General features: G+C 70.3%; 19 protein-coding genes. 9 read left to right on the forward strand and 10 right to left on the reverse strand.

Annotation, left to right across the window (positions count from 1 at the left end; translation table 11 throughout):
- Positions 1-86 precede the first annotated feature (86 nt).
- The 3 genes from AC3EO7_RS02985 to AC3EO7_RS02995 all read right to left on the reverse strand — a co-directional run bounded on the left by AC3EO7_RS02985 (position 87) and on the right by AC3EO7_RS02995 (position 3,737).
- The gene (locus AC3EO7_RS02985; protein ID WP_435590386.1) at positions 87-1,877 is read right to left on the reverse strand and encodes an ABC-F family ATP-binding cassette domain-containing protein; all 1,791 of its coding nucleotides are present in this window, start codon (positions 1,875-1,877) and stop codon (positions 87-89) included.
- A 95-nt stretch (positions 1,878-1,972) separates the two neighbouring features.
- Entirely contained in the window at positions 1,973-2,908 is a 936-nt protein-coding gene (locus AC3EO7_RS02990; RefSeq protein WP_435590387.1) for a 4-(cytidine 5'-diphospho)-2-C-methyl-D-erythritol kinase, read from the reverse strand.
- A gap of 76 nt (positions 2,909-2,984) precedes the next feature.
- Positions 2,985-3,737 (reverse strand): SDR family oxidoreductase, encoded by a 753-nt coding sequence (locus AC3EO7_RS02995; RefSeq protein WP_431964869.1) that lies wholly within the window; start codon positions 3,735-3,737, stop codon positions 2,985-2,987.
- A 79-nt stretch (positions 3,738-3,816) separates the two neighbouring features.
- Between AC3EO7_RS02995 and AC3EO7_RS03000 the strand changes: the two genes are divergently transcribed.
- The 4 genes from AC3EO7_RS03000 to AC3EO7_RS03015 all read left to right on the forward strand — a co-directional run bounded on the left by AC3EO7_RS03000 (position 3,817) and on the right by AC3EO7_RS03015 (position 7,880).
- Entirely contained in the window at positions 3,817-4,413 is a 597-nt protein-coding gene (locus AC3EO7_RS03000; RefSeq protein ID WP_435590388.1) for a TetR/AcrR family transcriptional regulator, read from the forward strand.
- A 106-nt stretch (positions 4,414-4,519) separates the two neighbouring features.
- A complete protein-coding gene (locus AC3EO7_RS03005; protein ID WP_435590389.1) occupies positions 4,520-4,726 on the forward strand; it encodes a heavy-metal-associated domain-containing protein in 207 nt (68 codons plus the stop codon).
- On the forward strand, positions 4,726-5,622 hold the full coding sequence (locus tag AC3EO7_RS03010) for a hypothetical protein (protein WP_435590390.1): 897 nt from the start codon (positions 4,726-4,728) through the stop codon (positions 5,620-5,622). Before AC3EO7_RS03005 ends, AC3EO7_RS03010 begins: the two co-directional genes overlap by 1 nt.
- Positions 5,619-7,880, forward strand: a complete 2,262-nt coding sequence (locus AC3EO7_RS03015; RefSeq protein WP_435590391.1) for a heavy metal translocating P-type ATPase — start codon at positions 5,619-5,621, stop codon at positions 7,878-7,880. Before AC3EO7_RS03010 ends, AC3EO7_RS03015 begins: the two co-directional genes overlap by 4 nt.
- A 180-nt stretch (positions 7,881-8,060) precedes the next feature.
- On the opposite strand, the gene rsmA is transcribed toward AC3EO7_RS03015, so the two are convergent.
- From rsmA to AC3EO7_RS03035, 4 genes are all read right to left on the reverse strand, one after another.
- Positions 8,061-8,942, reverse strand: a complete 882-nt coding sequence (rsmA, locus tag AC3EO7_RS03020; protein ID WP_435590392.1) for a 16S rRNA (adenine(1518)-N(6)/adenine(1519)-N(6))-dimethyltransferase RsmA — start codon at positions 8,940-8,942, stop codon at positions 8,061-8,063.
- A 189-nt stretch (positions 8,943-9,131) separates the two neighbouring features.
- A complete protein-coding gene (locus AC3EO7_RS03025) occupies positions 9,132-10,298 on the reverse strand; it encodes an alpha/beta fold hydrolase (RefSeq protein ID WP_431964881.1) in 1,167 nt (388 codons plus the stop codon).
- A gap of 145 nt (positions 10,299-10,443) precedes the next feature.
- Positions 10,444-11,571: a resuscitation-promoting factor gene (locus AC3EO7_RS03030; RefSeq protein WP_435590393.1), complete on the reverse strand. Its 1,128-nt coding sequence runs from the start codon at positions 11,569-11,571 to the stop codon at positions 10,444-10,446.
- A 181-nt stretch (positions 11,572-11,752) separates the two neighbouring features.
- Positions 11,753-12,583 (reverse strand): TatD family hydrolase, encoded by an 831-nt coding sequence (locus AC3EO7_RS03035; protein ID WP_431964885.1) that lies wholly within the window; start codon positions 12,581-12,583, stop codon positions 11,753-11,755.
- 62 nt (positions 12,584-12,645) lie between these two features.
- Between AC3EO7_RS03035 and metG the strand changes: the two genes are divergently transcribed.
- Positions 12,646-14,244 carry a methionine--tRNA ligase gene (metG, locus tag AC3EO7_RS03040; protein ID WP_435590394.1) on the forward strand — a complete coding sequence of 533 codons (1,599 nt, stop codon included), beginning with the start codon at positions 12,646-12,648 and terminating at the stop codon, positions 14,242-14,244.
- Positions 14,245-14,449: 205 nt separating this feature from the next.
- Here the strand turns inward: metG and AC3EO7_RS03045 are convergent, their stop codons facing one another.
- Positions 14,450-15,202 carry an isocitrate lyase/PEP mutase family protein gene (locus tag AC3EO7_RS03045; RefSeq protein WP_431964889.1) on the reverse strand — a complete coding sequence of 251 codons (753 nt, stop codon included), beginning with the start codon at positions 15,200-15,202 and terminating at the stop codon, positions 14,450-14,452.
- Positions 15,203-15,353: 151 nt separating this feature from the next.
- On the opposite strand from AC3EO7_RS03045, the gene AC3EO7_RS03050 reads away from it, so the two are divergent.
- Positions 15,354-16,244, forward strand: a complete 891-nt coding sequence (locus AC3EO7_RS03050) for an SDR family oxidoreductase (protein ID WP_431964891.1) — start codon at positions 15,354-15,356, stop codon at positions 16,242-16,244.
- On the opposite strand, the gene soxR is transcribed toward AC3EO7_RS03050, so the two are convergent.
- On the reverse strand, positions 16,213-16,698 hold the full coding sequence (gene soxR, locus AC3EO7_RS03055) for a redox-sensitive transcriptional activator SoxR (RefSeq protein WP_431964893.1): 486 nt from the start codon (positions 16,696-16,698) through the stop codon (positions 16,213-16,215). The genes AC3EO7_RS03050 and soxR overlap by 32 nt on opposite strands.
- A 125-nt stretch (positions 16,699-16,823) precedes the next feature.
- On the opposite strand from soxR, the gene arcA reads away from it, so the two are divergent.
- Positions 16,824-18,119: an arginine deiminase gene (arcA, locus tag AC3EO7_RS03060; protein ID WP_431964895.1), complete on the forward strand. Its 1,296-nt coding sequence runs from the start codon at positions 16,824-16,826 to the stop codon at positions 18,117-18,119.
- Positions 18,120-18,126: 7 nt separating this feature from the next.
- Positions 18,127-18,492, forward strand: a complete 366-nt coding sequence (locus AC3EO7_RS03065) for a GntR family transcriptional regulator (protein ID WP_431964897.1) — start codon at positions 18,127-18,129, stop codon at positions 18,490-18,492.
- A gap of 40 nt (positions 18,493-18,532) precedes the next feature.
- Here the strand turns inward: AC3EO7_RS03065 and AC3EO7_RS03070 are convergent, their stop codons facing one another.
- Entirely contained in the window at positions 18,533-20,131 is a 1,599-nt protein-coding gene (locus AC3EO7_RS03070; RefSeq protein ID WP_431964899.1) for a dolichyl-phosphate-mannose--protein mannosyltransferase, read from the reverse strand.
- A gap of 568 nt (positions 20,132-20,699) precedes the next feature.
- Between AC3EO7_RS03070 and rsmI the strand changes: the two genes are divergently transcribed.
- Positions 20,700-21,530 (forward strand): 16S rRNA (cytidine(1402)-2'-O)-methyltransferase, encoded by an 831-nt coding sequence (gene rsmI, locus AC3EO7_RS03075; protein ID WP_431965385.1) that lies wholly within the window; start codon positions 20,700-20,702, stop codon positions 21,528-21,530.
- Positions 21,531-21,641 lie beyond the last annotated feature (111 nt).

Consider the following 21,641-nt stretch of genomic DNA (forward strand, 5'->3'; position numbering starts at 1 on the left):
TCACGCAGGCGTGGCTTGTGTGAAGCGTGCGGACGGTATGCGGGACCGCGTCGACGGGCTGCGAACGGGTGGCCCGCCACGGGTCCTCAGACGCCGTCGGCGAGTTCGAGCCAGCGTTCTTCGGCGGTTTCCTTCTCGGCGAGTACCTGTTTGAGTTCGGCGCCGAGGGTGACGAGCTTGTCCGGTTCGGTGGCGGCGTCGGCGAGGGCGGCGTGCAGGCGCTCCTCGCGTTCGGACAGCTTGTCGATGGCGCGCTCCAGCCGGGTGAGTTCCTTGCGGGCTGCCCGGTAGGCGGCGGAATCGGTGGCCGTGGCGGCGGGCTTGTCGGCAGAGGCGCGGGCGGGCGCGGGTGCGCTCAGCGCGGCCCGCTTGTTCAGGTATTCCTCGATGCCGCCGGGCAGGTTGGTGAGTTTCCCGTCGCCGAACAGCGCCCAATTGGAGTCGCAGATGCGCTCGATCAGGTAGCGATCGTGGCTGATGACCACCAGGGTGCCCGCCCAGTTGTCGAGCAGATCCTCCAGCTGCTGCAGGGTGTCGATGTCCAGGTCGTTGGTCGGCTCGTCGAGCAGCAGCACGTTGGGCTCGGCCATCAGGATGCGGGTGAGCTGCAGCCTGCGCCGCTCACCGCCGGACAGATCGCCGACCGGCGTGCGCTGGCGGGCCGGGGTGAAACCGAGCCGCTCGGCCAGCTGACCTGCCGAGATCTCCTTGTCGCCCAGCATGATTCGCTGCGCGACCTGCTGCACCGCCTCGAGCACGCGCATATCGGTCGGCAGATCGTCGAGTTCCTGCCGCAGCCAGCCGATCTGCACGGTCTGGCCCTGGATGCGCTTGCCCGCGGCGGGCGCGGCGTCACCGGCCAGCGCGCGCAGCAGGGTGGTCTTGCCCGAGCCGTTGACGCCGACCAGGCCGACTCGCTCTCCCGGCGCGAGCCGCCAGGTCAGGTCGCGCACGAGCTCGCGGCCGTCCGGCGTGGCGAGTGTGGTGTCCTCGAGCTCGATGACGACCCGCCCCAGGCGCTTTCGGGCGAACGCGGCCAGCGAGACGCTGTCGCGCGGCGGCGGCACGTCGGCGATCAGCGCCTCGGCGGCCTCCACCCGGTAGCGCGGTTTGGAGGTGCGCGCCTGCGGACCGCGCCGCAGCCAGGCCAGCTCCTTGCGGGCCAGATTGCGCCGCCGCGCCTCGCTCGCGTCGGCCTGCCTCGCTCGTTCGGCGCGCGCGAAGATCCAGTCGCCGTAACCGCCTTCGTAGCTTTCGACCTTGCCGCCGACGACCTCCCAGGTGTTGGTGGCGACGGTGTCGAGGAACCAGCGGTCGTGAGTGACGACCACCAGGGCGGAGCGGCGGCTCAGCAGGTGCGCGGCCAGCCACTGCACGCCCTCGACATCGAGGTGGTTGGTCGGCTCGTCCAGCACGAGCAGGTCGAGCTCGCGCACCAGCGCGGCGGCCAGCGCGACGCGGCGGCGCTCACCGCCGGACAGGTTGGCGACCGGGGTTTCCATGCCGAGACCCTGGATGCCGATGCCGTCGAGGACGGTCCGGATCCGCGGGTTCGCGGCCCATTCGTGTTCGGCGACGCCGTCGGTCATCTGATCGTCCGCGAGGCCGGCCAGCACCACCTCACCGACGGCGGCGCCCTCGGGCAGCGTGCCGCGCTGCGTGACCACGGCAATCCGCAGCCCGCCGAGCCTGCTCACCCGGCCGCTGTCCGGTTCCTCGATGCCGGTGAGCACCTCGAGCAGTGTGGTCTTGCCGCCGCCGTTGAGGCCGACGACGCCGATGCGTTCCCCCGCGTGCACGCCGAGCGAGACGTTGTCCAGGAGGGGCTTGATCCCGAAGCTCTTGGAGACCTGCTCCAGGTTGATCAGGTTGGACATGAACGCTGCTAGCCCGCCTCTCCGGGTGATTTGCCGACCGTACGAGCCTACTCACCCGGCCAAGCGCGCCCGCGCGCGGTCGATGCGCGGCGGGATCAGCGCTTGGCCGACGTGTCCGTGTCGATGATCCGCGCGCCCGGCACCGGCCCGCTCGCGGTGCGGATGCTGCGGGCGACGCCCGCGCCCGCGAGTTCCGCGGCCACCGCGACGGCGGCGTCCTCGCTCTCGCAGAGGAAGGCGCAGGTGGGCCCGGAGCCGGAGACCAGGCCCGCGAGCGCGCCCGCGCCGACGCCGGCGCGCAGCGTGCGCCGCAGCTCCGGCTTCAGCGAGACCGCGGCCGCCTGGAGGTCGTTGCCGAGCAGCGGAGCGAGCTGGTCCGGATCGCCGGAGGCCAGCGCCTGCATCAGCTGCTGGGGTTCGCCGAGCCGCGGTGGTTCGCCCAGTTCGCGCAGCCGGTCCAGCTCGGCGAAGACCGACGGCGTCGACAGCCCGCCCTTGGCCAGCGCGAGCACCCAGTGAAAGGTGTTGCGGGACAAGACGGGAAGCAGCCGTTCGCCGCGGCCGGTGCCGAGCGCGGTGCCGCCGTGCAGCGCGAACGGGACGTCGCTGCCGAGTTCGGCGGCGACCGAGGCCAATTCGTCGCGGGAAAGGCCGATGTCCCAGAGCTCGTTCAGGCCGACCAGCGCGGCGGCCGCGTCGGCGCTGCCGCCCGCCATGCCGCCCGCGACCGGAATGCCCTTGCTGATGGTGATTTCCACCAGCGGGGCCCTGCCCGCGAGGTGCGCGAGGCGCACGGCGGCCTTCCACACCAGATTGTTGCGGTCGGTGGGCACCTCGGCCGCGCCCTCGCCGGTCACCCGGACGGTCAGCGCCGACGAGGGCGCGAGTTCGAGATCGTCGCTGAGCGAGAGCGCCTGGAACACCGTGGTCAGGTCGTGGTACCCGTCCGCGCGCAGGTCGCCGACGCCGAGGTGGAGATTCACCTTCGACGGCGCGCGCACAATGACGGGGCTGGGCACTACTGACAGCACGGTGTTCAAGCCTAGTGGGTGGGTCCGACAACTGCCGGGCTCGATATCCGTCATTCACCCGCCGTGATCCGTTTGGTCACAACAGCGCACCGCCGGTCGCGTCGATCCACTGACCGGTCACCCAGCGGGCGTCCGCGGAAGCGAGGAAGCCGACGATATCGGCGACCTCGGCGGGCTGCGCCACCCGGCGCAGCGGCGAGAACGCCGCGACCGCCGCCTCGGCCTCGGGATTGCGCAGCCACCCGGCGTTCATGTCGGTGTCGATCACGCCGGGGGCGACCGCGTTCACCGTGATGCCGCGGGCCCCGACCTCTTTGGCAAGCACCGCGGTGAACGAGTCGATCGCCGCCTTCGTCATCGTGTACGCGATCAGCTCGGGCATGCCGAGCCCGTGAGTCAGTCCGGTGGAGACGTTGACGACGCGCCCGCCGTCGCGGAGCCGGTCCAGCCCGAGTTTGGTCACGAAGAACGGCGCCTTGGTGTTGATCGCGAAGACCCGGTCGAAGGCCGCCTCGTCGGTGCCGCCGATCGGCTCGCGGATGCCGTCGGTGCCCGCGTTGTTCACCAGGATGTCCAGGCCGTCGGCGTGCGCGTCGAAGGCCGCCCACAGCGCGGCCGCGTCGCCTGGCACGCCGAGTTCGGCGCGGAGCGCGAAGGCGGCGCCGCCCGCCGCTTCGATCGCGGCGACGGTGTCCTTCGCGGCCTGCTCGTTTCCGTTGTAGTGCACGGCGACTCGCGCGCCGTCGCGTCCCAGTCGTTCCGCGACGGCGCGCCCGATGCCGCGGCTGCCGCCGGTCACCAGTGCCGTCTTACCCGTCAGTGCGCCCATGACCGGGCTCCTTTCTCTAGCGATCACTACAGAATGGGACAGTAGCAGATTATCTAGTGATCGCTATAAAATCGAGGTCATGAGCACAGCGACCCGGGGCCGACCTCGTTCCTTCGACCGAGAAGCGGCGCTGGACAAGGCGCTGCGCCTGTTCTGGGAACACGGCTACGAGGCCACCTCGATCGGAGACCTGACCAAGGAACTCGGCATCGGCCCACCGAGCCTGTACGCGGCGTTCGGCGACAAAGCGAAGCTCTTCGCCGAGGCCGTGGCGAACTACGGCGACAACTACGGCGGCTTCACCGCCCGCGCCATCGCCGAGGAGCCGACGGCGACCGCGATGACCCGCCGGATCCTGCGCGAGGCGGCCGCCGAATACACCGCACCCGGCAGGCCCGCGGGATGCCTGGTGATCAGCGCGGCCGTCAACACCACGAACGCGGAGGTCGCCGAATTCCTTCGCGGACTACGCAATCGCAACGTCGCCACGTTCGCCGCGCGCATTCAGGCCGACATCGACACGGGCGAGCTGCCCGCCGACACCGACGCCGCGACCCTGGCGCGCTTCGTGGCGACGGTCCTGCAAGGGATGTCGCAGGCGGCGCGGGACGGAGCGAGCCAGGACGAGCTGGAGCGGGTGGCCGAGCTGGCGATGCTGGCGTGGCCTGCCGACTGAACGAGCCGGGCCGAATCACTTGCGGACACATACCCACAGGGGGTATGTTCTCCTTCGTCGGAGATACCCCGGCACCGTATGATTGCAGCGAGCGAAGGAGTTGGAGATGGCCACCACCACTTACACCGTCAAGGGAATGACCTGCGGGCACTGCGCCGGCTCGGTCAAGACGGAGATCGGCAAGATCGATGGCGTCACCAGCGTCGACGTCGACCTCGCGACCGGGGCGGTGCGCGTGGACAGCGCCGCGCCGCTGGCCGATGCCGATGTGGCCGCCGCGGTCGACGAGGCGGGGTACGAGGTCGCCGTCTGATGCGGGATCGGCTGCGGTTCGCCGCGTTCGGTGGCGGGCTCGTCGTGTTGCTCGGCGCCGCGCTCGGAATCGGCGCCCTGGTGGGCGATCCGTCCGACCGGGGCGTCGAGCACAGCGGCGTCGTCCTCGACGGGTCGTACCGGTCGACCGGGTTGTCGGACTCCGAATCCGGCTACACCCTCGCCGACCTGAGCGCCCCCGCGTCGCCGAACCGCGCCGGTCCCCTGCTCTTCCGCATCACCGGTCCCGACGGCGCGCCGGTCACCCGGTTCGCCGTCCGGCACGAGAAGCCACTGCATCTCGTGGTCGCCCGGTCGGACGGCGCCGAGTTTCGGCACGCGCATCCGACGATGGCGGCCGACGGCACCTGGTCGGTCGAATGGACTTGGGCCACACCGGGGACGTACCGGGTGTTCGCCGACTTCGCGCCGGAGCTGGGCGACGGGGCCGGGCTTGTGCTGAGCCGCACCGTCACGGTCACCGGGGACGCGGCCGCGCGGCCGCTGCCGCCCGCCGCCGAGACCGCTTCGGTGGACGGCTACCAGGTCCGGTTGCAGCGCGACTCGGGCGACCTGCGGTTCACCGTGACCCGCGACGGCAGGCCCGTCACCGATCTCGAGCCGTACCTCGGCGCCTACGCGCACCTGGTCGGCCTGCACGCGCCGTCCCTCGCCTACCTGCACGCGCATCCGCAGGGCGAGGTCGGCCGGACGAGCCCCGGCCCGGAGGCGGCGTTCCACGTCGAGCCGCCCGTGCCGGGCCCCTATCGGCTGTATTTCGAATTCGCGCACGGTGGTTCGGTGCACACCGCCGAATTCACCCTCGAATTCGCGCCGCTCTCCACAGCGCCATCCACATCCGGCGCCGGACATCATCCGGGTGGCGAACACCGATGACCGCGACCGCGGGCCATGCCGCTCTCGAACTCGAGATCGGCGGCATGACCTGCGCGTCCTGCGCCGCGCGCATCGAAAAGAAACTGAGCAGGCTCGACGGCGTCACAGCCACCGTGAATTTCGCGACAGCGAAGGCAAAAATTCGCTATCCACAGTCTGTTTCAGCGGAACAGCTGATCACCACGATCGAAAACGCGGGCTACACCGCGCACCTGCCCGAGCCGCCCTCGACCGAAGCCGACGAGTCCCACGACGCGGCACTCGCCACACTGCGCCACCGCCTGCTCGTCAGCCTGGCGCTGGCCGTTCCGGTGATCGCCATGGCGATGATCCCCGCGCTGCAATTCGAGAACTGGCAATGGCTTTCGCTGACCCTGGCCGCGCCCGTGGTGTGCTGGGGCGGGTACGAATTCCATCGCGCCGCCCTGATCAACGCCGGGCACGGCACCGCGACGATGGACACGCTGATCTCGGTCGGCACCCTCGCCGCGTTCGGCTGGTCGGTGTACGCGCTGTTCTTCGGGCACGCCGGGATGGCCGGTATGAAGCACTCGTTCAGCCTCGGCATCGCCCGCGCCGACGCCGCGTCCAATGTGTACTTCGAGGTGGCCGCAGGCGTGATCGTGTTCATCCTGGCCGGTCGCTACGCCGAGACGCGGGCCAAGGACCGCGCCGGTTCCGCGTTGCGCGCCCTGATCGAACTCGGCGCCAAGGAGGTCTCGGTGCTGCGCGGCGACACCGAGGTGCTCGTGCCCATCGATGCACTGCGCGTCGGCGACCGGTTCCTGATACGGCCCGGCGCGAAGATCGCCACCGATGGCGTTGTGGTGGAGGGCGATTCGGCCGTCGATCAGAGCCTGCTGACCGGAGAGTCGCTGCCGGTGGACGTCGGCCCCGGCGACACGGTGATCGGCGCGACCGTGAACACCGGCGGCCTGCTCACCGTGCGCGCCACCCGGGTGGGCTCCGATACCCAGCTGGCCCAGATGGCGGCGCTGGTCGAGGAGGCGCAGAACGGAAAGGCGCCGGTGCAGCGGCTCGCCGACCGCGTGGCGGGGGTGTTCGTACCGATCGTCTTCGTGATCGCGGGCCTGACGCTGGTCTATTGGCTGATCACCGGCGCGCCGACGGCGGTGGCGTGCGGCGCCGCGGTCGCGGTGCTGATCATCGCGTGCCCGTGTGCGCTCGGCCTGGCAACGCCCACCGCGCTGCTCGTCGGCACCGGGCGCGGGGCGCAACTGGGAATCCTGATCAAGGGCCCGCAGGTGCTGGAGTCGACGCGGCGCATCGACACGGTGGTGCTGGACAAGACCGGGACGGTCACGACCGGGCGGATGGCGTTGGTCGAGGTGATCACGGACGAGCGCGCCGACGAACCGCACGCGCCCGTCAGTGAAGTGCGAACATCCGCCGACGAATTGCTCGCTACGGCGGCGGCAGTGGAGCACGGCTCCGAGCATCCCGTTGCCCGCGCGGTGGTCGCGGGCGCGCGTGAACGCGGGTTACGGCTGGCACCGGTGCAGCGGTTCACGAGTCATGGCGGTATGGGCGTGTGCGGGGTGGTCGACGGGTGGGACGTGGTGATCGGCCGCACGGAACTGCTGGCCGAACGCGGCATCGTCCTCCCCGAGCGCCTTGCCGCGGCGAAGGAGAACGCCGAACGCGAGGGCGCGACCGCGATCGCCGTCGCGTGGGACGGCATGGCGCGCGGTGTCCTGGTGCTGGCCGACGCGATGAAACCGACGAGCGCCGAGGCGGTCGCCGACCTGCGCGCCCTCGGGCTGACGCCGGTGCTGCTCACCGGTGACAATGCGACGACTGCCCGTTCGGTCGCCGCCCGGGTCGACATCGACGAGGTCATCGCCGAGGTGCTGCCCGACGACAAACTGCGCGTGGTCCGCGAATTCCAGGACCGAGGCCGAGTGGTCGCCATGGTCGGCGACGGCGTGAACGACGCCCCCGCACTGGCCGCCGCCGACCTGGGCTTGGCCATGGGCGGCGGCACGGACGTCGCGGCGGAAGCGGGCGATATCGTGCTGGTGCGCGACGATCTACGCGCCGTCGCCACCGCGATCCGCCTGTCCCGCGCCACCTTGCGCACCATCCAGGGCAACCTGTTCTGGGCCTTCGGCTACAACGTCGCGGCCATCCCGCTGGCCGCCGCGGGCCTGCTGAACCCGATGCTCGCCGGGGCGGCGATGGCCCTGTCCAGCGTCTTCGTCGTCACGAACAGCCTGCGGCTGCGCCGTTTCCGCTGACCGCCTCGGGACGCGCTCCGCCTATCGCCCGAAGCAGCGCATTCCACGACCCGCCGGTCGTGTGCGGCTGCGAAGGCGATCGCTCCTTCTGCGCGGAGAGCCGGACGATGGCCGCGGTAACCAGCGTTTCCCGCGCCCCTCTAAGCCACACCCCGCCGTAGTGCCGCGGGAAGCCGGTCGCTACTTTTGCGCGGACAGCCTGACGAAGGCGGCAGTATCCAGGGTTTCTCCGCGCGCGGTCGGATCGATTCCGGCGGCGACCAATCGACGTTCGGCCTCGGCGGGCGATCCGGCCCAACCGGACAGCGCCGCGCGCAAGGTCTTCCTGCGTTGCGCGAACGCCGCGTCGACCACCTCGAAGACGCGGCGGCGGTGCTCGTCGTCCATCGGCCAGGGCGGCTCGGCGAAGCGCTGCACGCGCACCAGGCCCGATTCCACTCGCGGCACGGGCCAGAACACCTGGGTGCCGACCGCGCCCGCGCGGCTCACCTTGCCGAAGAACCCGGCCTTCACGCTGGGCACCCCGTAGATCCGGCTGCCCGGTTCGGCCGCGAGGCGGTCGGCCACCTCGGCCTGCACCATCACCAGAGAGGTTGTGATGCTGGGCAATTCGGCGAGCAGGTGCAGCAGCACCGGCACCGCGACGTTGTACGGCAGGTTCGCCACCAGTGCGGTCGGGGCGGCGGGCAGGTCGGCGGCGGCGACCCGCAGCGCGTCGGCGTGCACCACCCGCAGCCGGTCGGCCAGTTCGGGAGCCCGGTCGGCGACCGTGACCGGCAGATGCTCGGCAAGCACCGGATCGATCTCGACCGCGATCACCGAATCCACCACGTCCAGCAGCGCGAGCGTCAGCGAGCCGAGTCCGGGCCCCACCTCGAGCACGGTGTCGGCGCGCCCGACTCCCGCCGCCGCGACGATCCGCCGCACGGTATTCGCGTCGTGCACGAAGTTCTGCCCCAGCTGTTTGGTCGGCCGCACCCCGAACTGCTCGGCGAGCACCCGCACCTCGGCGGGCCCCAGCAGCGCAGCACTCCCCCTCGCGGAAACATCGGCATCGGACACCCGAAGAACCTACCAACCCGACGCCCTACCCCCGCCCACCCGGCAGCACTACGCAGGTCCACCACCTGCCTCGCCGCGACCACAGGGTCTGTGGAGACCAACAGCGCGAGGGGCGGAAGCGCGGGTTGGCGTGGGCTGGGTGTGCGCGGCCGGAACCGAATCGCCCCGTGCGAACCGGCAGCGCCAGGCTCAGCGCTCGGCGGGCGTCTCGCGGATGCGGGCGAGGAAGGCTTCGACGGCGGTCCACATGGCGGGATTCAGCTGGGTGTGTTGACCCGTACCGAAGACGGTCTCGGAGTCGACGTCGTTGGCGGCGAACTGAGCGATCAGGGCCGCGTGCAGCGGGGAGGGCACCACGGTGTCGGTCGCGTTGACCAGCAACAGGATCGGGGCGTCGTAGCCGCGCACCGGAACGGTCAGGTAGTCGGTGTACGCGGCGCGGATCGGCTCGGACGACAGCGGCCTGGCCAGCAGCTGGCCGATGCCGAGACCCGCGACGCGCTCGATGATCCGGTCCAGGCACAGGCCACCGACCTCGTCGAGCACGGTTCGGCCCAGCGGCGTCAGGTACTGGTCGACGTGCACCTCGGGCCGCGCCGCCCGCACGCCGGCCAGGATGCTGACGAAGAAGCTCATCGGCGCCGCGGTGTCCGACATCGTCGGGATCACCGGGCCCGCCAGCGGAAGCACCTTCTCCACGTCGGACTCCGGGTCGACCGCGATGGTGCCGCGGAAATCGAGGTCCGGCGCGTAGGTCGCCTGAAGCTGCGCGGTACCGAGCGCGGCCTGCCCGCCCTGCGAGGCGCCGAACACCGCCCAGGTGCGCGACAACTCCGGGTGCGCTGCGCGGGCGGCCTGCACCAGATCGATGGTGGCGGTCGCCTCGGTGCGCAGTTCGAGGTACGGGTGCGGCCCGGTGTCGAAGCGCCCGAGACCGAGGTAATCGGGCGCCACGACAGCGAAGCCCTGCGAAACCAGACGTCGAAGCAGCTGGTCCTGCCTGCCCTGCATGGCGGGGAACGGCGCGCGCTCGGGTTGCGACATACCGCCGCAGCCGGGTCCGAGCCCGCTACTGCCGTGGTCGTAGGCGAGGATCGGCCAGCCGTCGGGCGGCGGTGTGCCCTCGGGCAGGAACAGCGCGCCGCTCGCGCGGTGCGGGGCGCCGTCGGATCCGGTCATCCAGTAGTCGACCACCGAGCCGCCGGACATGCCGTGCCAGCCGTCGGGTTGCGCGGTCACCGAGATCACCGAGCCCGGCGTCGCCGCCGCGGCGGGCGCGCTCGTTCCGGACAGCACGGCTCCGACGGCGAGCGCGGCGGCGAGCGCCGAACGCCGCGCGGTGTGTAGCAATCCCATCGCGGATTTCCCTCTCGCCCTGACCGCACCGTCACGAATCCGGCCGAGTGTACAACCGAGTCGGGGGATGGCGAGGCGGGATCGACCGCGAAAACGACTGCGGCGCCGCCCCACCCGGGGACGGCGCCCCGCGACGACGCGTGGGTCAGCTCAGGCCGAGCCTGCTGGTGCAGGCGGGCCAGGCGCCCCAGCCCTGGCGAGCCCTGGTCACCTCGGCGATGGCGATCTGCTCCTCGCGGGTCGCCATGTCGGCGCGCGGGGCGTAGCGCAGGCCGCCCTGCCGTTCCCAGGTGCTCTGGTCGAACTGGATGCCGCCGAAGTAGCCGTTGCCGGTGTTGATGGCCCAGTTGCCGTTGGACTCGCAGCGGGCCAGCGCGTCCCAGATCTGGCCGTCGCGCACCGCGGGCACCTCGGTGCCCGGCTTGGTGCCCTTGCGCACGGTCTTGGGCTGGGCGGGAACGGAGACCTTCGACTCGACCGCCTTGCGATCGACTTCCTGACCGTTGACCATCGTCACCGCGAAAGTCACGTCGTGCACGCCGGGCACGCCGGGGTTCTCCACGATGGTGCGGCTCATGTTCATGGTCTCGTCTTCGATGACGGTCTCCGCGGGATCGAGCGGCAACGTCTCGGTGTGGCGCTCGATGCGCTTGCGGGTCACCACGATTCGCAGGCCGTCGGCCAGCGGGGTGCTCGGCGCGGGCTCGACGGTGTCCTGCTCGATGAGCGGAATGCCCGCGACGGCGAGGAATTCACCCACGGTCGGCGCCGCGAGCCGCACGTCGACCGGCGCGCCGATGCCGTCGAGCAGCGACACCGAGCGCGGGCTCGCGATCCGCAGCGTCGCGCCGTCCAGCGGCAGCCGCTCGTCGCGTGCGGGCCAGACGTAGCTGTCGCCGGGGAGCTTCAGCTGAGCGAGCGCCTCGCCCGCGGTGAGGCCGGTGGTCCACACCGTCTCGGACTTGCCGTCCACGGTCAGCGCCACCGCGCGCGCCCGGTTCAGCACGATCGTCGCGCCGTCCGTCACGGCGGAGCCGCGGCCGGGACGGACCTGGTCGCGATCGGTCAGGTCGAATCCGGCCGCCCGCAGCACGCCGTCGACGTTGCGGGACATGGTCGTCAGGATCGACTGCTGGCCGTCCACGACGATCGTCACCGTCTTGCGGTTCACGATCGCCATCGAGGCGCCGACGATGAGCGTCAGCAACAGCCCCGCGACGGCCGCGTACAGCAGCGGCGAGCGGGACTGGTTGATCCTCGTCAAAGGCGACATGGTCACAGTACGATAACGAAGAGACTGGCCCCAAACAACCGTTTCTTCGCCGCCTGGGCCGTCGCAGATCACGAAACGATATCGACACCGCAGGTAGATAACAGCCTTCGTGACCCGGAGTGACGTGGGCCACAGGCCGGGTTTCCAGTCCCCTTACCCGGGTACGCGCAGGCCCGCGTCCTCAGATGCCGTAGACGCGCCGGGCGTTCGCCGTGGTGATCTCGGCCAGTTCGCGCGGATCCTGCTCGCGCAGTTCGGCGAGCGCGCGCACCGTGTACGGCAGGCAGTACGACTCGTTCGGCGCGCCGCGGAACGGGTGCGGCGTCAGATACGGCGCGTCGGTCTCCACCAGAATCTGCTCGTCCGGCACCACCTTGGCGGCCTCGCGCAACTCGTGGGCGTTCTTGAAGCTGACCGTGCCGGAGAAGCTCAGCACGTATCCCTCCGCGACGCAGGACAGCGCCATGTTGGCGTCCGAGGAGAAGCAGTGGAAGATCACCGTCGACGGCGCGCCCTCGTCCAGCAGGACGGTCAGCAGATCGTGGTCGGCCTCGCGGTTGTGGATCATCAGCGGCTTGCGCACCCGCTTGGCCAACTCGATGTGCCAGCGGAAACCCTCGACCTGGGTCTCGATATCGGCGCAGCCGTCGAGCTTGCCCGGCCAGTAGTAGTCGAGGCCGGTCTCGCCGATCGCGACGACCCTCGGGTCCACCGCCAGCCGCTCGAGCTCCGCCTTCGCGGCGTCGTCCAATGCGTTGGCCCTGGTGGGGTGCAACGCGACAGCGGCGTAGACGCGCGCATCCCAGTGCGCGGCCCGCACGGCCCACTGCGCGGCGGCCAGATCGTCGGCGACCGTGACCACCTTGCCGACGCCGACCGACGCGGCGCGGTCCACGATGGCGGCGGTCGACTCGGGGTCGGTGGCGCCGCAGGCGTCCAGATGGGTGTGCGCGTCCACCAGCGGCGCAAGCGGCTCGGGCAGATCCGGCGCGGGGCGACGTCCTCCGTTCACGACTCCGCCTCGCCTGCGCTCGACCGACCCGGGCGGCCGCCGGGTCCTGCGGGGATATTCACGTGAGCGACGGAAAGCACGCGCATTACAGTAGACACACCATGAGCGCAGCTGAACGCCCCGCCTTCTACATCACAACGGCCATCGCCTACCCGAACGGTGCGCCGCACATCGGGCATGCCTACGAGTACATCTCGGCGGACGCCATCGCCCGGTTCAAGCGACTCGACGGCTACGACGTGTTCTTCATGACCGGCACCGACGAGCACGGTCAGAAGATGCAGCAGGCCGCCACCGCCGAGGGCATCCCGGTGGAAGAGCTCGCCGCGCGCAACTCCGATGTCTTCGAGCAACTCGACAAGACGCTCGACGTCTCCTACGACCGGTTCATCCGGACCACCGACGCCGACCACCAGGTGGCCAGCATCGCGATCTGGGAGCGGATGCTCGCCAACGGCGACATCTACCTGGACAACTACTCGGGCTGGTACTCGGTGCGTGACGAGGCGTTCTACACCGAGGCGGAGACCACGCTGCTCGACGACGGCAGCCGCGTCTCCACCGACACCAACACGCCGGTGGAGTGGACCGAGGAGTCCAACTTCTTCTTCCGGCTGTCGAAGTACCAGGACCGGCTGCTCGCGCTCTACGAGGAGCACCCCGAATTCATCGCGCCCGCAACGCGTCGCAACGAGATCGTCAGCTACGTGAAAGAGGGCCTGAAGGACCTGTCCATCTCGCGCACCACCTTCGACTGGGGTGTGCCGGTGCCCGAGCACCCCGACCACGTGATGTACGTCTGGGTGGACGCGCTCACCAACTACATCACCGGCGTCGGCTTCCCGGACACGGAATCGGCTGCGTTCCAGAAGTTCTGGCCCGCTGACGTGCACATCATCGGCAAGGACATCACCCGCTTCCACACGGTGTACTGGCCCGCCTTCCTGATGTCGGCAGGCGTGGAGTTGCCGAAACGCGTTTTCGTGCACGGCTTCCTGTACAACAAGGGCGAGAAGATGTCGAAGTCGGTCGGCAACGTTGTCGACCCGCTCGAGCTCGTCGACGAATACGGCGTCGACGCGGTGCGCTTCTTCCTGCTGCGCGAGATCTCCTACGGGCAGGACGGCAGCTACAGCCACGACGCCATCGTCGGCCGGATCAACAGCGACCTGGCCAACGAGTTCGGCAACCTGGTGCAGCGCAGCCTGACGATGGTGAACAAGAACTGCGACGCCGCCGTGCCGGCGCCGGGCGAGTTCACCGCGGAGGATCGCGCGCTGCTCGACCGCGCGAACGGTCTGCTGGAACGCTGCCGCGCCGAATACGACTCCCAGCAGATGCATCTCGCGCTCGAGGCGATCTGGCTGACCCTCGGCGAGACCAACAAGTACTTCTCGGCCCAGGCGCCGTGGGCGCTGCGCAAGTCGGGCACCGAGGAAGATCTCGCCCGCATGGCGACGGTGCTGTACGTGACGCTCGAGGTGGTCCGCATCGTCGCGATCCTGGTGCAGCCGGTGCTGCCAGGGTCCGCCGCCAAGATCCTCGACCTGCTCGCCCAGCAGGGCCGCACCTTCGCCGACCTCGCGACGCCGCTCACACCGGGCGTCCCGCTGCCCGCTCCGGAGCCGGTGTACCCGCGCTACTTGGAGAAGAAGGACTGACGTACCAGCGTCGGCACGGCGCTCGGTGACCGACCTGCGTCGACACGGTGCCGGCTGACCGACCTGCGCCGACACGGTGCCAGCTGACCGACCTGCGCCGACACGGTGCCAGCTGACCGACCTGCGCCGGTACGGTGCTAGCTGACGTCCCGCGTCGGCACGGTGATCCGCGAATGAATCACCGTGCCACGCATGGATTTCCGCGTCACTTCCAGCGTTCGAGCAGCCGGTTGGCCTCGGCCGCGAGCGCGAACTGGAGGTAGGGACCGAAGCTGATCCGCGCCACGCCCTGCGCGGCGAGTTCCGCGCGGTCCGACTTGTCCGGCAGACCGATCGCGTTGACCGGCAGCGGCAGTTCCGAGGTCAGCCTGCGCATGTCCGCGTCGGAATGCCGCCCGACCGGATACAGCACGTCGGCGCCCGCGGAGGCGGCCAGCGTCAGCCGGGCGATGGCCCGGTCCATGCGGTCGGCTTCGTCGCCGACCTGCCGGAGGAACAGATCGGTGCGGGCGTTGACCACGACGTGCACCCCTGCCGCGTTGGCGAACTCGCGCAGACCGTGCACGAAGTCGGCGTGCTCTTGATCGCCGCGCAGCCGCCCGCCCTCGCTGTGCACGGTGTCCTCGATGTTCAGGCCGACCGCGCCCGCGTCGAGCAGGCCCTCGATCAGCTGAGCGGGCTCGTGGCCGTATCCGGCTTCGATGTCGACGGAGATCGGCACGTCCACCGCCTCGGTGATCTGGCGGACCCGAGTCAGCAGTTCGGCGAAGGTCATGCCCTCGTTGTCGCTGCGCCCGATCGAGTCGGCGACCGGGTGACTACCCAGTGTGAGCGCCGAAAAGCCTGCGGCGACAGCTAGATTCGCCGACCATGCGTCCCACACGGTGGGCAGCACGACCGGATTGCCCGGACGGTGCAGCGCGAGCAGTTCCTTGGCCTTGCTTTCCAAAGTGGTCATACACCGATCATGGACCCCGCCCCGGCCCGCCGCAGCGTGACACACCCCATTCCAGCGGCGGCCCGGTCACGCGGCACACGGAGAATCGGCAAGCTGCCGCTGCGTCCGGCGCGGGCGCAGTACCCTGCTTGGGCCGAGTCGGGCTAGCGAGATGGGATCCGAAGTGCGAGGAGTGGGGCGAGGAAGCGTCGGCCGCAAGACGGTGCGCGGCGCGAAGGTCTTGGTGACGGGCGCGGCCAGCGGCATCGGCAAGGCGACCGCGATCGCCGCGGCGGGGCAGGGCGGCGAACTGGTGCTCACCGACATCAACACCGAGGGCTTGGCGGCGACCGTCGAGGAGATCCGCGGCACGGGCGGGACGGTGCTGGACTCGCAGGCCTTCGACATCACCGACTACGACGCCGTGGCCGCCTTCGCCGCGGACGTGCACGATCGGCACGGCCCCATGGACGTGGTCATGAACGTCGCGGGCACCTCCGCGTGGGGCACCGTGGAGAACCTCGAGCACCGGCACTGGCGGCGCATGGTCGACATCAACCTGATGGGGCCGATCCACGTCATCGAGAGCTTCGTGCCGACCATGGTGCGCGCGGGCCGCGGCGGCGCCTTGGTGAACGTGTCCTCGGCGGCGGGGCTGCTCGCGCTGCCGTGGCACGCCGCCTACAGCGCGGGCAAGTACGGCCTGCGCGGCGTCTCCGAGGTGCTGCGCTTCGACCTGGAACGCCACGGCATCTCGGTGCACCTGGTGGCGCCGGGCGCGGTGAACACCCCGCTCGTGCACAGCTTCGAGCTGGTCGGGGTGGACAAGGACGATCCCAAGGTGCGCAGGCTGACCAAGGCGTTCACCAAGCACGCGGTGCCGCCCGAGCGGGTGGCCGCCGCGATCCTGCGCGGCGTCGAACGCAACCGGTTCCTGATCTACAGCTCGTTCGACATCCGCTTCGGCTACTGGTGGGCGCGCAAATTCGCCCTCCCGTACGAGTTCGTCATCCGCCGGGCCAGCGCCCAGTTCAGCACGCTGCCGGTTTCGACGGGCAGTTGAGATGCGTGTCGAGCACCCTGGCGCCGGGACCGTCGTCGCCGAGCCGGTCGCGCTCGTTGACGAGTTTGCAGCTGCCGAGTGAGAGGCAGCCGCACCCGATACAGCCGGTGAGGTTGTCGCGCAGGCGGATCAGCTGACTGATGCGATCGTCGAGATCCTCCCGCCACGCCGTGGAGAGGGTCTCCCAGTCGCGCCGGGTCGGAGTGCGGCTCTCGGGCAGTTTGTCCAGCGCCTCCCGTATTTCGCTGAGCGGTATGCCGACCCGCTGCGAGATGCGAATGAACGCGACCCGGCGCAACGTCTCGCGGGTGTATCTGCGCTGATTCCCGGACGTGCGGCGGCTGGTGATCAGCCCCTCGCGCTCGTAGAAATGCAACGCGGAGACGGCTACTCCGCTACGCTCGGACAGCTGCCCGGGGGTCAGTTCCTTTGCTCGCCAATCGGCTGTCGACATCACACTCCTCCATTCACCTGAACAATACTTCAGGTTAGGATGTCCTGGGGACGAATTCGGACACCTCACGGCATTGGGGTGCCGATTTCCGTACCGCTGCGCCGATCGCGAACTACGGTCGGAGGATGGGAGCAGACGCTGTGCCCGTCGACCACGAAAAGGACAGGCGCGGGGGCGGGCCCGACCGCGCCGGCGAACCGCGTTACGGAGTGACTTCCGAGGTAGGAGCCCTACGTACGGTCTTGTTGCATCGGCCCGGCGCCGAACTGCGCAGGCTCACCCCGCGCAACAACGATCAATTGCTGTTCGACGGCATCCCCTGGGTGGAGCGAGCCCAGCAGGAGCACGACACCTTCGCGGACGTGTTGCTCAGCCGTGGCGTCGAGGTGCTGTTGCTCTCGGATCTGCTCGCCGAAACCATCGCGGCCAGCGGCGCGGCGCGGATCCAGGGCATCTCCGCCGCGGTCGACGCCCGCAGGCTCGGCCACGCCTTGGCCGACGAGCTGGCCGCCTATCTGCGCGGTGTGCCCGCCGCGGAACTGGCCGAGATCCTGATGGCGGGCATGACCTTCGACGAGCTGCCGTTCGGCCCCGACGCCGCTTCCCTGGTGCGGCGGATGCACCACGGCGCCGACTTCGTCATCGACCCGCTGCCCAACCTGTTGTTCACCAGGGACTCCTCGTTCTGGGTCGGCCCGCGCGTCGCGATCACCTCGCTCGCCCTGCCCGCCAGGATGCGGGAGACCTCGCTGACCGATCTCATCTACGCCTTCCACCCGCGCTTCCTCGGGGTGCGGCGGGCCTACGAATCGCACACCGCGCCGATCGAAGGCGGCGACGTGCTGCTGCTCGCGCCGGGCGTCGTCGCCGTCGGCGTCGGCGAGCGGACCTCGCCCGCCGGTGCGGAAGCATTGGCGCGCAGCCTGTTCGACGACGGTCTCGCGCACACGGTGCTGGTCCTCCCGATCGCGCAGACGCGCGCGACCATGCACCTGGACACGGTGTGCACCATGGTCGACACCGACGCCGTGGTGATGTACCCGGCGGTCCGAGACGAACTGCGCGCGTTCACGATTCACCGCGAGGACGACTACGCCGTCCGCGAGGGCGGCGGCGGGGTGACGATGCGCGGACCCGATCCGTTCCTGCCCGCCGCGGCCGAGGCGATGGGCATCGGCAAGCTCCGGGTGATCGACACCGGACTCGACGGCGTGACCGCCGAGCGCGAGCAGTGGGACGACGGCAACAACACCCTCGCCGTGGCCCCCGGCGTCGTGATCGCCTACGAACGCAACGAGATGACCAACGCGCGGCTGCTGGACGCGGGCATCGAGGTGTTGCCGATCCCCGGCTCGGAACTGGGCTCGGGACGCGGCGGCCCGCGATGCCTGTCGTGCCCGCTGGCCCGAGACGACGTGTGAGCCGCCTATGTTCACCGTCACGATCAGCCACGATTCGCCCGTCCCGCCGTACGAGCAGCTGCGGCTGGCGGTCATCGCGCAGGTGCGTTCCGGCGAGCTGACCGCGGGTACGAAGATTCCCACCGTGCGCGCCCTGGCCGCCCAGCTCGGCCTGGCGCCCAATACGGTCGCGCGCGCCTATCGCGAACTGGAGGCCGACGGCGTGCTGGAGACCAGGGGTAGGCAGGGGTCGTTCATCGCGTCCTCCGGCGACCCCACCCGCGACGCGGCCGGACGCGCCGCGACCGCGTACGTGTCGGCCATCAGGCGGCTCGGCCTGGACGACGAAACCGCCCTGCGCTACGTGAAATCCGCGCTGGAGACCCGATACTGATCGACGCCGGACGGGGTCCGCCGCGCGGGCGGGCCTCCGTCTAGCGCCAGCTCGGCAACCAGAGGTGGTCGTGCCAGTTGCCCGGCGTGATCGGCAGCGCGGTCAGGATCGGCCACAGCCAGATGAAGTTCGCGATCACCAGACCGAGATAGAGGCAGACGGCGAGCAGGCCGAGACCGTGCCGCTCGCTGGGGACGGCGGGCAGGAAGGTGCCCGACGGACTACGCGGTATCGGCACCAGGCGAGCCGGGCCCATGACGTCACCCAGCGCCAGCGCCAAGCCGATCATCAGGAACGGGGCGAGCGGCACGGCGTAGAAGTAGTACATCTGCCGGTCCAGGGTCAGGAACCAGGGCAGCAGCGCCGCGCCGTAGCCGGTGAGCACCGCGGCGTAGCGCCAGTCGCGCCGGACCACGCTGCGCCACAGCATCCAGGCGAGCGCCGGGAAGGCGACCCACCAGATCGCCGGGGTGCCGATCAGCATCACCGCCTTGACGCACTGCGCCTGCGCACAGCCGGTGACATTGGTGTCTGCGTAGTAGTACAGCATCGGCCGCAGACCCATCGGCCAGGTCCACGGCTTGGACTCCCACGGATGGTGGTTGCCCGCGGAATTGGTCAGGCCCTCGTGGAAGTGCAGCGACTCGCCGCTGTAGAACCACAGCGAGCGCAGCGCGTCGGGCAGGAACGACCACGGACCTCCCGACCCCACCTGATTGCCGACCGAGTACCGGTACACGCCGGTCTCGCTGGCGAACCAGGCCCAGTAGGTGGCCAGATACACCCCGAGCGGGATCAGCACGAGCGCGTAGAGCGCGGGGCCGGCATCGCGCAGCGCCGTGCCGAGCCAGGGCTTGCGCACCCCGTACGCGCGCCGCGCGGCGACGTCGAAGCAGACGCTCAGGATGCCGAACGCCACGATGAAATAGATGCCGGACCACTTGGTGCCGCACGCCAGCCCGAGCAGCACGCCTGCGCCGAAACGCCACCAGCGCACGCCGAGCCGCGGACCCCACGGTGTCGCACCGATACGTCCTTCGACGTCGACGCGCGCCATTCTGGCCCGCATCTCGTCGCGGTCCACCACCAGGCAGCCGAAGGCCGCTGTGACGAACAGCGCCATGAAGATGTCGAGCATGCCGATGCGGGAGGAGACGAAAAGGAGCCCGTCCGCGATCGCCAGGATGCCCGCGATCGCGCCGATCAGGGTCGACCTGGCCAGCCTGCGCGCGATCCTGACCACCAGCAGCACCAGCACGGTGCCCGCGAGCGCCGCGGTGAACCGCCAGCCCCAGCCGTTGTAGCCGAACAGGAACTCGCCGATGGCGATCATCTGCTTGCCGACCGGCGGATGCACCACCAGGCCGTAGCCGGGGTTGTCCTCCACCCCGCCGCCGGTGAGCATCTGCCAGGCCTGCGGAGCGTAGTGCTTCTCGTCGAAGACCGGCGTCCCCGCGTCGGTCGGATAGTTCAGCATGGTGAACCGAGTCACCGCCGCGAACGCGGTCAGGACAGCCGTGACCAGCCACCCCCGCAGCGTGTCGAGGGGGCCGAAATCGGGCGACGGCCGGAGCGGCGCTGGACTCGACCAGGTGGGCACTGCCCCGGGTACGGTCGCGCGGGAGGTCACCTGGGTCACGCCCCGATCGTATTAGGACCGGGGTACCCCGAAACTGATCGGTACGTACAACTCACACCCGCGCGTCGGGCTCCGGCCACGCGCAAACCGACGACGGATCACGTCCGACCGGCGTGCACCGGCGGTACCTGCGCCTCCGCCTCAGCCACGGACGGGTCAGCGACGAACTCTGCCCGGCAAGCACCCACCGGGCGAACGTCCACTTCGGCGGGTTGCCGACGAACTGCGTCCAGCAGCGCACCAGGCGTACCTTCGCCTTCGCTACCGCCGTGCGCGTGTCAGCGACGAACTCCGGCCAACTGCGCCCACTCGGTGTGCCTCCGTGCGCTCCAACCGCGCCCACCGGGCGTACCTCGGCCTCGCTCCGACGCGGGTCATCGATGAACTGTGTCCAGCTGCGCCCACTACTCGTACCGCCGCCTTCGCTTCGACCATCGCGGGTCAGCGACGAACTGGGTCCTGATGCGCCCACTAGGCTTCTGGTGTCCGGTGGTTGCCGGGTGTCGAGCGAGACGGGAGTGCGGTGGCAGACCAGTCGACAGCGGGGGACGGCGCGGCCCGGGGATCGGTGGGCGGGCGGCTGGTGCTGGCGGCGACGCCGATGGGCGATATCGGCGACGCGTCCCAGCGTCTGCGCGACGCCCTCGGGTCCGCCGACGTGGTCGCCGCCGAGGACACCCGGCGCACCCGCGCGCTGGCCAAGGCGCTGGGCGTCGAGATCACCGGCCGCGTGGTGAGCTTCTACGACCACGTCGAAACCGCCCGCGTTCCCGCGCTGCTCGGCGAGATCGAGGCAGGGCGCACGGTGCTGCTGGTCACCGACGCGGGCATGCCCTCGGTGAGCGACCCCGGCTATCGGATGGTCGCGGCCTGCGTCGAACGCGACCTGCCCGTCACCTGCCTGCCGGGTCCGTCGGCCGTCACCACCGCGCTCGCCCTGTCCGCGCTGCCCGTGGAGCGCTTCTGTTTCGACGGCTTCCCGCCGCGCAAGTCGGGCCCGCGCAAGGAATGGCTGCGCACGTTGCGCGAGGAACCGCGCGCCTGCGTCTTCTTCGAGGCGCCGCACCGGCTCGCCGAATGCCTCACCGACGCCGTCGAGGTGCTCGGACCCGACCGCCGCGCCGCCGTCTGCCGCGAACTCACCAAGACCTACGAGCAGGTCGTGCGCGGCACCCTGGCCGAACTCGCCGACTGGGCCGCCGACAGCGCCCGTGGCGAGATCACCGTCGTCCTGGAGGGCGCCCAGCCCAAGGCCACCGACCCCGCCGACCTCGTCGCCGAGGTCGAAACCCTCACCGCCCAAGGCCTGCGCCTGAAGGACGCCTGCGCCCACATCGCCACCGCCAACAACGTCTCCCGCCGCGCCCTCTACGACGCCGTCCTCGCCGCCCGCGACTAGCTCGCAGAGCCTCCGCACTCCTCGCAGCGGCTGCACCGCCTGCGAGGCGCACCCACCCTCTGCGACGGCCCCGTGGCCCGGTACACGTGGCTGACGCACAGCCTGCGTAGG

The organism is Nocardia sp. bgisy118, assembly GCF_057708605.1.